This window comes from Aliivibrio friggae, from assembly GCF_057368515.1.
Window position 1 is genome coordinate 400,313 of record NZ_CM170648.1, and the last position, 14,518, is coordinate 414,830.

12 protein-coding genes are annotated in these 14,518 nt (G+C 40.3%); 8 read left to right on the forward strand and 4 right to left on the reverse strand.

The window, feature by feature from the left end:
- Positions 1-6 precede the first annotated feature (6 nt).
- The 7 genes from mreC (at position 7) to tldD (ending at position 9,726) form a co-directional block, all read left to right on the forward strand.
- Positions 7-864, forward strand: a complete 858-nt coding sequence (mreC, locus tag AC2INI_RS01775; RefSeq protein WP_122036566.1) for a rod shape-determining protein MreC — start codon at positions 7-9, stop codon at positions 862-864.
- Positions 854-1,345 (forward strand): rod shape-determining protein MreD, encoded by a 492-nt coding sequence (mreD, locus tag AC2INI_RS01780; RefSeq protein ID WP_122036567.1) that lies wholly within the window; start codon positions 854-856, stop codon positions 1,343-1,345. The genes mreC and mreD overlap by 11 nt, the downstream gene beginning before the upstream one ends.
- A 9-nt stretch (positions 1,346-1,354) precedes the next feature.
- Positions 1,355-1,930 carry a Maf family protein gene (locus AC2INI_RS01785; protein ID WP_486305226.1) on the forward strand — a complete coding sequence of 192 codons (576 nt, stop codon included), beginning with the start codon at positions 1,355-1,357 and terminating at the stop codon, positions 1,928-1,930.
- A 19-nt stretch (positions 1,931-1,949) separates the two neighbouring features.
- On the forward strand, positions 1,950-3,419 hold the full coding sequence (gene rng, locus AC2INI_RS01790) for a ribonuclease G (protein ID WP_122036569.1): 1,470 nt from the start codon (positions 1,950-1,952) through the stop codon (positions 3,417-3,419).
- Between the two features lie 13 nt (positions 3,420-3,432).
- Entirely contained in the window at positions 3,433-7,305 is a 3,873-nt protein-coding gene (locus tag AC2INI_RS01795) for a YhdP family protein (protein WP_486305227.1), read from the forward strand.
- 49 nt (positions 7,306-7,354) lie between these two features.
- Positions 7,355-8,173: a carbon-nitrogen hydrolase family protein gene (locus tag AC2INI_RS01800; RefSeq protein WP_486305228.1), complete on the forward strand. Its 819-nt coding sequence runs from the start codon at positions 7,355-7,357 to the stop codon at positions 8,171-8,173.
- 107 nt (positions 8,174-8,280) lie between these two features.
- Positions 8,281-9,726 carry a metalloprotease TldD gene (tldD, locus tag AC2INI_RS01805; protein ID WP_486305229.1) on the forward strand — a complete coding sequence of 482 codons (1,446 nt, stop codon included), beginning with the start codon at positions 8,281-8,283 and terminating at the stop codon, positions 9,724-9,726.
- 84 nt (positions 9,727-9,810) lie between these two features.
- On the opposite strand, the gene yjgA is transcribed toward tldD, so the two are convergent.
- The gene (gene yjgA, locus AC2INI_RS01810; protein WP_486305230.1) at positions 9,811-10,341 is read right to left on the reverse strand and encodes a ribosome biogenesis factor YjgA; all 531 of its coding nucleotides are present in this window, start codon (positions 10,339-10,341) and stop codon (positions 9,811-9,813) included.
- 118 nt (positions 10,342-10,459) lie between these two features.
- On the opposite strand from yjgA, the gene pmbA reads away from it, so the two are divergent.
- Positions 10,460-11,803: a metalloprotease PmbA gene (pmbA, locus tag AC2INI_RS01815; RefSeq protein WP_486305680.1), complete on the forward strand. Its 1,344-nt coding sequence runs from the start codon at positions 10,460-10,462 to the stop codon at positions 11,801-11,803.
- A 79-nt stretch (positions 11,804-11,882) separates the two neighbouring features.
- On the opposite strand, the gene mgtE is transcribed toward pmbA, so the two are convergent.
- The 3 genes from mgtE to rapZ all read right to left on the reverse strand — a co-directional run bounded on the left by mgtE (position 11,883) and on the right by rapZ (position 14,509).
- On the reverse strand, positions 11,883-13,238 hold the full coding sequence (gene mgtE / locus AC2INI_RS01820; RefSeq protein ID WP_486305231.1) for a magnesium transporter: 1,356 nt from the start codon (positions 13,236-13,238) through the stop codon (positions 11,883-11,885).
- 135 nt (positions 13,239-13,373) lie between these two features.
- On the reverse strand, positions 13,374-13,652 hold the full coding sequence (locus AC2INI_RS01825) for an HPr family phosphocarrier protein (protein WP_122036575.1): 279 nt from the start codon (positions 13,650-13,652) through the stop codon (positions 13,374-13,376).
- A 2-nt stretch (positions 13,653-13,654) separates the two neighbouring features.
- Positions 13,655-14,509 carry an RNase adapter RapZ gene (gene rapZ, locus AC2INI_RS01830; RefSeq protein ID WP_486305232.1) on the reverse strand — a complete coding sequence of 285 codons (855 nt, stop codon included), beginning with the start codon at positions 14,507-14,509 and terminating at the stop codon, positions 13,655-13,657.
- Between the last annotated feature and the right edge of the window lie 9 nt (positions 14,510-14,518).

Here is a 14,518-nt window from a genome sequence, read left to right on the forward strand (position 1 = left end):
GTGGATATGACTCCAATCTTTGGTAGAGGCCCTTCTCTACAGTTTCGCCTGTTTATTGCTGTAATGGTATCGGCTAGCCTTATGCTAGCCGATAGTCGCTTGAATGCCTTTTCCGACGTACGTTACCTATTAAATAGCTTTGTAGCTCCAATCCATTATGCGGCAAACCTTCCTCGTACCATGTTTGATGGTATGTATGACCGGTTTAATAGCCGTAATACTCTCATGCTTGAAAATCAAAAGCTTAAACAAGAAATGTTTATGCAGAGTAGTAATTTACTGTTAATGGAACAACTTAAGCAAGAAAACAGCCGTTTACGTAACCTATTAGGGTCTCCATTTATTCGTGATGAAAGAAAAATGGTAACAGAGGTAATGGCGGTTGATTCTGCACCATACACGCATCAGGTAATGATTGATAAAGGCCAGGTTGATGGCGTTTATGAAGGCCAACCAGTGATCAGCGATAAAGGTATTGTGGGACAGATCAACTATGTTGGTGCACACAATAGCCGCGTTTTATTATTAACCGATCCAAATAACTCTATTCCAGTCCAAGTAGAACGAAATGATATTCGAGTGATAGCATCAGGAAAGGGGTATTTAGATACCATGCAACTAGAGCACATACCAACCAATACAGATGTAGAAGTCGGTGATAGATTAGTGAGTTCTGGCTTAGGTGGACGCTACCCTGAAGGATACCCTGTGGGTTATATTTCAAATATTGATAATGATAATAAACGTCCTTTTGCTTCTATTGATTTAAAGACAACGGTTGAGTTTGATAAATTACGTTATCTATTATTAGTTTGGCCTACAGAATCAGAAGTTAATACCGAGGAGACGGCAAATGGCCAGTAGTCATTTAATGCGCGGTCGAATCATCATTTGGCTCTCTTTTTTAATTGCATTAACCTTGCAAGCTGCTCCGTGGCCTGGAGCCCTAGAGGTATTGAGACCTTCTTGGATTATTTTAGTTACCTTTTATTGGGTACTGGCACTGCCTCATCGAGTCAATGTTGGGACGGCAATGTTACTTGGTATCTTGTGGGACCTTTTATTGGGCACGACATTAGGGATCCGTGGCATGACAATGGCTATTTTAGTCTATCTTGTCGCCGCCAATTTTAAGGTATTGAGAAACTTAGCGTTATGGCAACAAGCAGCTATTTTTTCCGGATTAACCTTACTTGGTAAAATATTAGAGTTTATGGGTGAATTTTTAGTTCATGATGTGGCTTTTAACGCACATTTTTTATGGGCTGGCGTGTTAAACTTCATTCTTTGGCCATGGTTGTTTTTATTGATGCGCAGGGTGCGTCGTCATTGGTCAATTCGATAGGGAAATAAAATGACTACTCAAGTTTTCTTAGCTTCTGGCTCTCCACGAAGAAAAGAATTATTAACTCAACTAGGGTATCAGTTTGAGATTTTATCTATAGACGTTGAAGAGGTGCATCAGTCACATGAGACGCCTCTTATGTATGTAGAACGATTATCAAAAGATAAAGCACAAGCTGGCGTAAGAGTATTAGAACTAACAAAGAATAAATATGTCCCAGTATTGGGCTCTGACACCATCGTTGTAATCGATGGTGTTATTTTAGAAAAGCCGAAAGATTTTGAAGATGCTAAAAGAATGCTTTTAGCACTGTCTGGTCGTCAACATCAAGTAATGACTGCCGTAACACTAGCAACACCTGATGAAATTAGAACCAAAACAGTAATAACACAGGTGTGGTTTAAAACACTTTCAGAACAAGAAATAGAACAATATTGGGAAAGTGGAGAACCTTGTGATAAAGCAGGGTCATACGGTATTCAAGGTAGTGGTGGGCGATTTGTCTCGCGTATTGATGGCAGCTATCATGCTGTCATGGGACTGCCTTTGATGGAAACAGATCAGCTCTTACACCAATTTTTGTAAAAATTAGTGAGGTGCTCCAATGAGTACAGAGTTGTTAATAAACGTAACGCCGAGCGAAACTCGTGTTGCGATGATTGAAGCAGGTGTGCTTCAAGAGATCCATGTAGAAAGAGAAGCAAGACGCGGTATTGTGGGTAATATATACAAAGGCCGAGTAAGCCGAGTATTACCGGGGATGCAAGCTGCGTTTATAGATATCGGTTTAGATAAAGCCGCATTTCTGCACGCCTCAGATATCGTTCCTCATACGGAATGTGTGTCTGAAAATGAAAAACGTCAGTTTCAAGTGAGAGATATTTCTCAGCTAGTACACCAAGGACAAGACTTGGTGGTGCAAGTTGTTAAAGACCCACTTGGAACTAAAGGCGCTCGTCTAACCACGGATATTACCCTTCCTTCTCGCTATTTGGTATTTATGCCAGGGGCAAGTCATGTCGGTGTATCACAACGCATTGAAAGTGAAAAAGAACGTAATCGTTTAAAGAATACGGTCTCTGATTATTGCGATGAGTTTGGTGGTTTTATCATTCGTACTGCTGCAGAAGGCGCAAGCGAAGCTGAGATCTCACAAGATGCTGCTTTCTTAAAGCGTCTATGGCACAAGGTGATTGAGCGTCGTAAAAAAAGCAAAACTAAATCAATGCTGTACGGTGAGCTAGGTTTAGACCAGCGTATTCTGCGTGATTTTGTTGGAACAGAGCTTGATTTAATTCGTGTTGATTCAAAACTTGCTTTTGAAAAGTTAAAGCAATTTACAACAGAATTCGTACCAGAGTTAACCAAGAAACTTGAGTATTACTCAGGCGATAAGCCTATTTTTGATATGTACGAAACAGAGAACGAAATTCAACGTGCTCTTGATCGTAAAGTAGAATTAAAGTCAGGTGGTTACCTGATTATTGATCAAACAGAGGCGATGACCACTGTTGATATCAATACTGGTGCATTTGTTGGACGACGTAATTTAGAAGAAACCATTTTTAATACCAATATTGAAGCCACACAAGCGATTGCTCGTCAGTTACGTTTACGTAATCTTGGCGGCATCATCATCATTGATTTTATTGACATGATGAGTGAAGAGCATCGTCGCCGAGTGTTACAAGTACTTGGTGCTGCGTTAGATAAAGATCGAGTTAAAAGTAACGTTAACGGGTTTACTCAGCTTGGTTTAGTTGAAATGACTCGAAAACGAACTCGTGAAAGTATTGAACATATCTTATGTGATCAGTGTCCAACCTGTGAAGGTCGAGGGGCAGTTAAAACGATTGAAAGTGTGTGTTATGAAATATTACGTGAAATCACACGAGTAAACCGTGCTTATGATTCAGATAAGTTTGTTGTATATGCTTCTGTTGCAGTAGCTAATGCGCTTGAAGGCGAAGAGTCACATGCACTCGCAGAACTCGAACTTTTCATTGGTAAACAGGTAAAAATTCAAGCTGAACCTCTTTATATTCAAGAGCAGTTTGATGTCGTAATGATGTAGAGAATAATAATACGTGACCACTAAGTTAATTCGTTTTGAACGTTGCTTGATGGGATTATTGCTGCTGGTATTTTTACTAGCAGCATTAGTCATTACAAGCTTGCGCCTTTTCCTTCCTTCGTTGAATAAATATCAACCTGAAATTGAAGGTTTTCTTTCCCAAGCAACCGGTTTTTCAATTTCAATTGGCGAGCTAGATGGTCGCTGGCGAAATACTAATCCCTCTTTAAATCTTCGAAAGCTTACTGCTATTGACCCTGCGACTGGCGATGAAATCATTGCAGTTAAAGAAGTCGAGATCCAACTGAATATTCTCTCTTCGCTTTGGGCTGGACAACCTCAATTTGCGGATCTACGAATTGATAAATTAAGTGCGGATCTTACCTCATTAGGCAAGCGCACTTCTGATGTAGAGGAGGAAGAATCGGATCCAAAAAATCAGCAAGCTGATAAATCGTTGGGTAAACGTCTCGAAGATATATTTTTAGTTCGGTTAAATCATTTCTCATTAAAAGATTCTCAAGTCGCTTTTGTGGCACTTGATGGAACGGATAAAACAGTACAAATTGACTCATTACAATGGCGCAACGAGCGCAGAAAACATCTAGCTGAAGGTGTTGTTAGTGTCATTGGTAGTGAGATAAACCAGCTTAAAGTCATCGCTAACTTTAAAGAGAAGGGCACATTTAAAAGTTTAGATGGCCATTTTTATGTAGAAGCTAAAAACATTCAAGTAACTCCGTGGATCACAGAAGAACTTCAGAATGAATATGGTATTACTCAAGGTGAAGTCTCAGCTAATGCGTGGTTATCTTTTAAAGATGGGCAACCGATTGATGCTCTTGTCGAAGCTTCACCTTCTTATGTTAACTGGTTAGAAGGTAAAACAGTCCATCAAGCGAGTGTTGAAGGTGGCGTGTTTGAGCTTCAGCCAGATAGAGAAGGATGGAAGGTTTCTGCTTCTGATATTCAAGTTAAACATCAAGCAGAGCTATGGCCTGAGATCTCAGGAAATTTCACTTGGCAGCCGGAAAAGTGGATTTTAAATCTAAGTCATGTTGATTTACAGAGTGCATTGGGTTTAAAAACGTTATTGCCAGCTTCTCAAGATAATATTACCGACCTTCTTACTACTTTGGATCCTGAAGGGAGTATTAATGATATTCGAGTTGAGTATGATCATTCTCTTGGATTGAGTTACTCTGCATCGATCCATGAAGCAAAAATTAATCAATGGGAGCTACTGCCAGGTTTTCATAAATTAAACGTTTTGATTGCTGGTGATGCTGAAAAGGGTGAAGCTAAATTATCATTAGTGGATGATACTCTGCCTTATGGTGAGGTATTCCAAGCTCCATTAAATATAAAAAATGGTGATGTCACTGCGTATTGGGAAGTGAATGATAAAGGTTGGCGTTTATGGTCTGATTACATCAATGTATCGACACCTGACCTGCAAGCAAAAGGGGAGTTTCGATTAGATTTTCCTAACGATAAGCCTTCAGTTCTCTCTTTTTATGCTGAAGCAGATGCCTTTAATGCCGATCAAACTTGGCGTTATTTACCGACCTTAGCATTAGGACAAGATCTGACAGATTATCTATCTGCTGCAGTTCAAGGTGGTAGTGCTAAAACGGTACAGCTACTTTGGTATGGGGAGTTAGCTGATTTTCCTTATACTAAGTATGACGGTATTTTCCAAGTAAAAGTGGGATTAAAAGACGCTCAGTTCTCATTTGATACCGCGTGGCCGCCTCTGACTAATTTACAGTTAGATTTAATGTTCCAAAACGCTTCTATGTTCTTAAGCTCTCACTCTGCAGACTTAATGGATGTGCATGCAACTCGTGTTACGGGACGAATTGCCAATTTAGCGGAAGACGGTAAGTTAACGATTCGTGCTACGGCAAATGGTTCAGGTAAAGCGGTTCGTGAATACATGACAGCAACACCTTTGGTCGATTCTGTTGGTGCGGCGCTTAATAGCATACAAGTAGATAATCGAGTTGATGCATTATTACGATTAGATATCCCATTTACGGGTGAAGAGGTCGGTGCATGGGGTTATGCGGACCTTGCTAATAATCATATTGAATTACAATCTCCGAATATCGTATTAACTAATGCAAAAGGGCGAATCGAGTTTGATAATGATGTAGTGAAGGCTTCAGGAATTAAAGCGTCATTATTAGGACAGCCAATCTCTCTTTCATTTAATGGCGAAGCACAGTCTGACTTTTACAGTGTTGCAATTGAAACAAAAGGTAAATGGAAAATCTCACCATTAAGAGAATATATAGATTCTCCAATGATGGAAAAAGTGAGTGGTGTTTCTACATGGAATTCTGATATTAATTTACAAGTTGCAGATGTTGGTTTTACTTATCAAATAGGAGTGAATGCTTCATTAGATAGCATGACTTCTACTCTGCCTTATCCGTTGGCTCTTGATAAAGGTACGGCAACAAAAGCGTTGCTGCAAGTATCTGGCAACTCAGAAAAATTATCAGGTCGTTTGACGCTACCAGATGCTAAGTATCAAGCTGAAATTAATATTACTGAAACAACACCCGTAATAGCAGCAAGTCATGTTGTGGTTGGGCGTGGTAATTTTAAAGTGAGTCCAATTGTTGGGCAATCAGCTTCGATTAATACAAAGTCATTAGATCTGGATGCTTGGTTATCAGAGCCTATTTTGAATCATGATAAGTCAGCGAAAAAAGGAAAAGCGACGGCGAGTCATTTTCCAACGATCCCTGTGCCAACTCGCATTGATGCCAATGTGAAGTCATTACGATTAGCGACATTAGATTGGAACGATGTAAATACAGATGTACGTAAAAAATCTCAAGGCTGGTATATACAAGTTAACAGCCAAGAAGTGGATGGAAAAGCGAGCTGGAAAGGCAATGATGATTTATTGGTGCAATTGGATAATCTTCATATCTTTATTCCAAGTCTAGATAAGCCTGAAAATCAAAAGCGTTTAAATCAAGCTAATGATAATGAACCTGTTATTTCTGATTTTGACCGTGAATTTTTCCGTTTGATGCCGAATTTAGAACTGACCATTAATGACACATGGGTTCAAGGCTACAAGCTAGGTAAAGTGGATACTAAACTGCATAAAAAAGCGAATACCTTTTATTTAGATAAGCTAAAGATCACGAGTGGTGAGAATAAATTAGCGATGTCTGGGGATTGGTTATTAGATAAAGATACCAGTCATTCAGAATTTAAGGTTAAAGCATCAGGGGAAGATAACTCTGAATTGTTAGCTCGTTTTGGTATTAGTTCTGGTATTCAAAAAGCCAGTTATAGTATGGATGGAGATCTTCAATGGGAAGGCGCACCTTGGAGTATTCAAATTAATACACTCTCTGGTGATTTAGCTTCCACATTAGGTGAAGGTGTGATCACTGATGTGAAAGGGGCGGCACGCTTCCTAGGCTTATTTAGTATTGATTCTATTATCCGTAAAATGAAATTAGATTTCAGAGATGTATTTGATGATGGGATGGCATTTAACTCCATCAAAGGCAGCGGTAAAATGCGTAATGGTGTATTTGTTAGTAATAACTTAACCATGGATGCGGTTGCTGGTGAGATGAATATCAAAGGTAAAGCGAACTTAAACACACGTCTAGTGGATGCTGAAGTAAGTTTTACCCCAGATTTAACATCAGGGATCCCTATTATTACTGCTTTTGCTGTTGCACCACAAACAGCAATTATTGTACTTGCAGTCGCAACGGCTATTGCGCCGGTTATTGACGTTATTACGCAAGTTAATTATAAAGTAGAAGGGCCGCTTGAGTCTCCAACAGTAAAAGAGTTATCTCGTAGTCAAGGTGAGTATCAATTGCCGGAGAAAACCGAAAAATAAGCCTAAGTTAGCCGTTTTACAGTGAGTAAGAATCAAATAAGGAAGTGTGATGAGCAAAGTTGGCGTAGTTCAAATGAACTCAGGAGCGACTCCTGAAGAGAATATTAAACAGCTAAGTCTTAAGCTAAAAGGATTGCAACAACAAGGGGCAAAACTCGCACTAACGCCTGAAAACTGTATCGTATTTGGTCAAAAAGAAGACTATGAAGGCTATGCAGAACCGTTAGGACAAGGGGAGTTACAAGATACGCTTTCAGCTCTTGCTAAGCGTTATCAGATTTGGCTCGTGATTGGTTCTTTTCCAATTAGAAATGTGGATGGTTCTCTATCGACCACCTGTTTGGTATTTGATGCTAATGGTGTTCTAGTTGAGCATTACCATAAATTACATATGTTTGATGTTGAGATTGAAGACGGCCATCATAGTTATCGAGAATCAGACACTTTTACACCGGGCAATGAAGTTAAAGTAGTTGATACACCTTTTGGTAAATTAGGACTCTCTATTTGTTATGACGTTCGTTTTCCACAATTATACAGCGAGCTTCGCCGGCAAGGGGCTGAGATTATCGCTGTACCAGCTGCGTTTACTAAGGTGACGGGTTATGCTCATTGGGACATTTTATTACGCTCAAGAGCGATTGAAACACAGTGCTGGGTGTTAGCTGCTGGTCAATGGGGCTCTCATGGCGCTGAGCGTGAAACATGGGGACACTCAATGATTATTGATCCATGGGGAAATAAAGTCGCGACTCAGCGAGAGGGGACTGGGGTTATTATTGCTGATATAGATAAATCACAATTAGCGATGATCCGTAAGAAAATGCCGGTGGCTCAACACGCAAGGTTAGAGTGTAAATTGAGTTAAGCTCAGAATAGCTGTCGCTTTATTTGATATAAAGAGTGAATTTCACTATAAAACACACACTTTTTTATTCATAATTAGATCTTAAATTCTTAACAAGAGTATCTCGAATGATTTTGCAAGAAGTAGAACAATCCTTATTAAGCCAAGCAGGGATCGGTCAGCAGGAACTGTCTCAGACCTTAAGCACCATTGCAAAAAGAGACGTAGACTATGCTGATATCTACTTTCAATCTTGCTGGCATGAATCATTAGTACTCGAAGACAGCATTATTAAAGACGGCTCGTTTAATATCGACCGTGGTGTTGGTATCCGTGCGGTTGCAGGTGAAAAAACAGGTTTTGCTTATTCAGACCAAATTAACCTTGAAGCATTAACCCAAAGCGCAAAGGCGGCTCGTGGTATTGTTCAGCAAGGTGGTGAAGGCCGAGTAAAAGCATTTGCTTCTCAAGCAATGCCTCAGTTTTATGCGCCAATTAATCCACTTAATAGTTTGGATAAGAAACAAAAAATAACATTGCTTGAAGAAGTCGACGCTTATATCCGAGCAAAAGAACCTTTAGTTCAAGAGGTATCAGCAAGTATCAGTGGTGTTTACGAGCAGATGTTAGTTGCTGCCCTTGATGGTACGTATGCTGCGGATATTCGACCATTGGTTCGTCTTTCTATCAGTGTATTAGTCCAACGTGGTGATAAGCGCGAACGAGGCAGTGCTGGTGGTGGTGGTCGTTATGGCTATGATTATTTCCTAACTGAAGTTAACGGTAAATCAATCGCACTTGAATTCGCAGATGAAGCAATTCGTCAGGCTCTTGTTAATCTTGATGCTGATGCAGCCCCTGCGGGAATGATGCCAGTTGTTCTTGGTTCAGGTTGGCCTGGTGTTCTATTGCATGAAGCTGTAGGTCATGGTCTTGAAGGTGACTTTAACCGTAAAGGGTCATCAGTATTCTCAGGTAAAATTGGCGAGAAAGTAACCTCTTCTGTATGTACTATTGTTGATGATGGCACGATGCCTGATCGTCGTGGTTCTTTAAGTGTCGATGATGAAGGTGTTGCAGGTCAATACAATACATTAATTGAAAATGGTGTATTAAAAGGTTACATGCAAGATAAGTTGAATGCCCGTTTAATGGGTGTTGCTCCGACAGGTAATGGTCGTCGTGAATCTTATGCTCATTTACCAATGCCACGTATGACGAATACTTACATGCTGCCTGGTGAATATGCACCAGAAGAGATTATCTCAACAGTGAAGAAAGGCATTTACGCGCCAAACTTTGGTGGTGGCCAAGTTGATATTACTTCGGGTAAGTTTGTATTCTCAGCATCAGAAGCTTACTTAATTGAAGATGGTAAGATTACCCGACCAGTAAAAGGCGCAACACTGATTGGTTCTGGTATGGAAGCTATGCAGCAGATCTCTATGGTTGGTAATGACTTGTCGTTAGATCGTGGCGTTGGTGTTTGTGGTAAAGCAGGACAAAGTGTACCAGTAGGTGTTGGTCAACCAACATTGAAGTTAGATGCATTGACTGTTGGCGGTACAGAATAGTTCGGTTAGTTTGAATTAATTAACTGATATAAAAAGAGCCAAGCATTGTCATAATGCTTGGCTCTTTTTTTACCTCAACCTAAATTATAGGTCTTGGTCTAAGTATAGATCTTTTAATACTTGGAAAATTTCACGATACGCCTTTGGCGGTTTACTCGCTGCTTTTTCTTTGCTTGCTTGGCGAGCAAGTTGACGGAAGCGTTGACGATCAGCTTCTGGGAATTTCACCATTACTTCTTCAATCACTGCATCAGGCGTTTCAATCATACGGTCACGTAGGACTTCTAACTTTTGAAGCGCAATTGTTGCTTGTGAGTGCTTGTTACGTACTTTATCTAGAGCCAATTGAATTGGTTCTGGATCTTCAAGACGCATTAGCTTACCAATGTATTGTAATTGGCGACGTTTTGCTTCGTTTTTAAAACGCTGAGCATCGGAAATTGCCACTTGCAGAGTTTCTGAAAGTGGAAATTTAGCAAGAACGGCTGGCTTTAAACCAACTAACTCTTCGCCTAGTTTTTGTAGGTCTTCCATGTCGTTTTTCATCTCGGTTCTACTTACCCAGATGATCTCTTCTTCTTCTTCCCAAGGAGCTTTTTGATTTTTGCGTGCCATGATCTTCATTCTTTAATGGGTGATTATCTCTATTTTAGCAAGATAAATGGATAATTGGGCGCAAATTTATCACATAGAGTGTTATTCTAGTAAAAATGTTTATATTCAGTCAGATGTTATGGATGCAAAAGCCCAAATGATGAATCAAAAAATAGAACTTGAAGCAGCAGTAGCCAAAGCGTTAGAAATGGCAACAAAACACGCAAGTGCAGCAGAAGTTGCGATTACTAAAACAACAGGTATTAGCGTCTCTACTTTAATGGGAGAGGTTGAAAACGTTGAATTTAATCGTGATGGCGCACTAGGAATTACAGTTTATCGCGGCCATCGTAAAGGCAGTGCATCTACGTCTGATTTAAGTGATAAAGCGATTCAACAGACGGTAGCTGCGGCATTAGATATTGCAAATTACACTTCTGAAGACCCATTTTCTGGACCTGCACCAAAAGAATTAATAGCTCAAAATATTCCTGATTTAGATTTGTTTCATCCCGATGATCCAGAACCAGATTACGCAGCACAAAAAGCAATTGAAGCAGAGCAAGCCGCTTTAGAGTACCACTCTTCAATTAAGCAGAGTGACGGCGCGAGCTACGATAGCCACTACGGTATTAAAGTTTACGGCAACAGTCATGGGATGTTGGCAAGTTACCCATCAAGCCGTCATAGCATTAGCTGTAGTGTTATTGGTGTCGATAAAAATGGTGATATGGAGCGCGATTATAGTTATACAGTTGCTCGTCATCGTGATGATTTATGGGATGCTAAAAAAGTAGGGTTAGAAGCTGCTGAGCGTACAGTAAGTCGTTTAGATGCTAAAAAATTGGATACCATGAAAGTACCAGTTATGTTTGCAGCAGATGTAGCAACAGGCTTGTTAGGACATTTGGTGATGGCGATCAGTGGTGCAAACCTTTATCGCAAATCTACTTTCATGTTAGATAAGCTGAACGAGAAGATCTTACCTGAATGGTTTAATGTGAGTGAGCGTCCACATATCCTAAAAGGCTTAGCAAGTAGCCCATTTGATAGTGAGGGTTTATACACACAAGATCGTGAAATCATTACTGATGGTGTATTAGCTACGTATTTATTAACAAGCTATGCAGCACGTAAATTGAATATGACACCGACAGGTCATGCTGGTGGTATTCATAACTGGTTTGTTAACTCAACTGGTCAAAGTTTTGATCAGATGCTAAAAACCATGGGAACAGGCCTTCTTGTGACAGAGCTTATGGGACAAGGCGTAAATACGGTAACTGGTGACTATTCTCGTGGAGCAGCTGGTTTCTGGGTGGAGAATGGTGAAATCCAATACCCTGTTTCAGAGATCACCATTGCGGGTAATTTGGCTGAAATGTACCAAAATATTATTGCAGTTGGTAGTGATGTCGAAATGCGTTCACAAATTCAGACTGGTTCAATCTTAATTGAATCGATGAAGATTGCTGGCCAGTAATTAATCCTAAATTAAATAAATAATAAAAAGCGCGCTGTCATTAAATGAGAGCGCGCTTTTTTATTAAAGAGATTTTTGATTACATTAAAACAGTGGCAAGACCTAAGAAAGCAAATAGACCAATAATATCTGTGATGGTGGTTAAGGCCATTCCACCAGCTAATGCTGGGTCGATATTCATTTTCTTTAGGATAAGAGGGATAGTTACCCCTGCAATTCCGGCAACGGTTAAGTTAACGAGCATAGCCGCGGAGATGATGGCTCCAAGCATGATGTCGCCTTTCCAAACCATGACGATACCACCAATGATAGAAGCCCATAAAATACCATTAAGTAGGCCTATCCCTGCTTCTTTGAATAATAATTCTTTTTGGTTACTGTCACCGATATGACCAACCGCTAAACCGCGGATAACAAGAGCAACAGTTTGATTTCCGGCAACACCACCCATTGAAGGGACAATCGTCATTAGTACGGCAATTGATGCCATTTGTGCTAATGTGGCTTCGAACATATTAGAAACCGATGCGGCAGCAAGAGCGGCTAATACATTCATACCTAGCCAAACACTACGACGGCGAGCTGATTTAACCACGGGAGCAAAGGTATCTTCTTCGTCATCCATACCCGCCATACTCATCATTGAGTGTTCAGCGTCTTCACGAATAACATCGACAACATCATCAATGGTAATACGACCAAGCAGCAAGAGGTTTTCATCAACAACAGGCGCTGATACCCAATTACGACGCTCAAATAGATTAGCAACTTCACCATCGTCAGTATTTACTGGAATGGCCTCATCAGCATCATCCATGACTTCACTAACCAGAATATCGGGTTGAGTCGTTAATAGAGTCGCTAAAGATAAATGGCCAATGAGTCGACTTTCTTCATCAAGGACATACAGGGCATCGGTTGAGTCGGGAAGCTCACTTTTCATGCGTAAATAACGCAATACAACATCTATTTCAACATCAGCACGGATGGTGATGAAATCGGTATTCATCATCCCACCGGCGGTATCTTCTGGATAAGACAGTGCTGTTTCGACACGGAATCGATCAACCGTGTCCATCTGGCTTAATATTTCACGTGAGACGTCATGAGGTAAGCTACGAAGAACGTAAGCGACATCATCTGTCTCCATACCTTCTGTTGCTTCTACAATGCTCTGTGGAGCCATTTGTGAAACAATTCCGTCTTTTACGCCTTCGGAAAGTTCGTCAAGGATCTCACCGTAATCTTCAGGATCGGTCAGTTGCCATAATACATTACGGCTTTTTCTGGGTGAGGCTTCTAATAGATGGGCAATATCCTCGGGTTCCATGTCTTGTAATAAACGACGTACATGGACAAACATCCCACTATCAAGCGCATTAGATACTTCTTGAAGAGTTTGATGGGTTTGATCGAAATCTGGTTGTTCTTGCATTCTCTCCCCCATAAAAGACTGATTAACTGAGTATAGTCAATCTAAATAATGGGCAGAATAGTAACGCAATTTTAGAAAGGAAATAAGATAAATTTGTGAAGATTAGGTCAAAGAAGAGAGGCGATGAGTAAATACTCACTCATCCTCATCAAAACCGGCTTCAATAAGCTCACAAATAGCAGAAAGTGCTTGTTCTGCATCTGGCCCATCAGCGGAAACATCGACGTATTGACCTTGCGCTGAGTCCAGCATAAGTAAGCCCATTACACCATCTGCCGTTGCTTGTTTATTTTCATCATTGGTTAATGTAATGATGGCATCAAAGCTTTGCGCCATCTCAACCAATTTGATCGCCGCTCTTGCGTGTAAACCAAGGCGGTTTTTTATCAATAGGTGACGAGATGAGATAGGCATGATTAATGTCTCTCTAATGTTTTATGACGGATCTGAACTTGTTGCCCTTGCTGCTTAAAATACTCACCGAGTTGTTGAGTGATGTAAACTGAGCGATGCTGACCGCCAGTACAACCAATCGCGACGGTTAAATAGCTGCGATTGTTTTTTTCTAAGGCAGGTAGCCAAGTAGTAAGAAAGGTTTGAATTTGTTCTTTTAATTGAATCACATCATCGTGTTTTTCTAAATAATCCGCTACGGGTTTATCTAAGCCTGTCATAGGCCTTAAACTTGGTTCCCAGTGAGGATTAGGTAAGAAGCGCACATCAAATACATAATCAGCATCTGTTGGTAAACCGTGTTTAAAACCAAAAGATTCAAACACCATGACTAATTCTTTTGATTCACGACCGAGAATTCGAGATCGCAGTGTTTCACTTAAATCATGGATGGACTTTGTGGTGGTATCGAGAACTAAATCAGCTTCTTCTTTAAAATCACTTAAAATGTTTTTCTCTAGAGCGACCGCTTGCTCTAATGAGCATTGTTCTTCAGTTAAAGAAAGCGGATGTAAACGGCGAGTTTCACTATAGCGTTTAATCAACTCTTTATCTTCGGCGTCGAGGAAAATCACGGTCACGTCGTGGCTTTGTTTTAATTCACTTAAGGTGTTTGTTAATAGTGAGGGATCTTTTGGTAAATTACGGATATCGACACTAACAGCGACATTTTGAGTACTGTGCTGAATTGACTCTACAAATTGAGTAAGTAGGTCAATGGGTAAGTTGTCGACGCAATAATAGCCTAAATCTTCCAATACTCGTAGTGCAACAGATTTTCCTGCCCCTGAATTACCACTAACAACCATGAGTTTCATTTTACGACC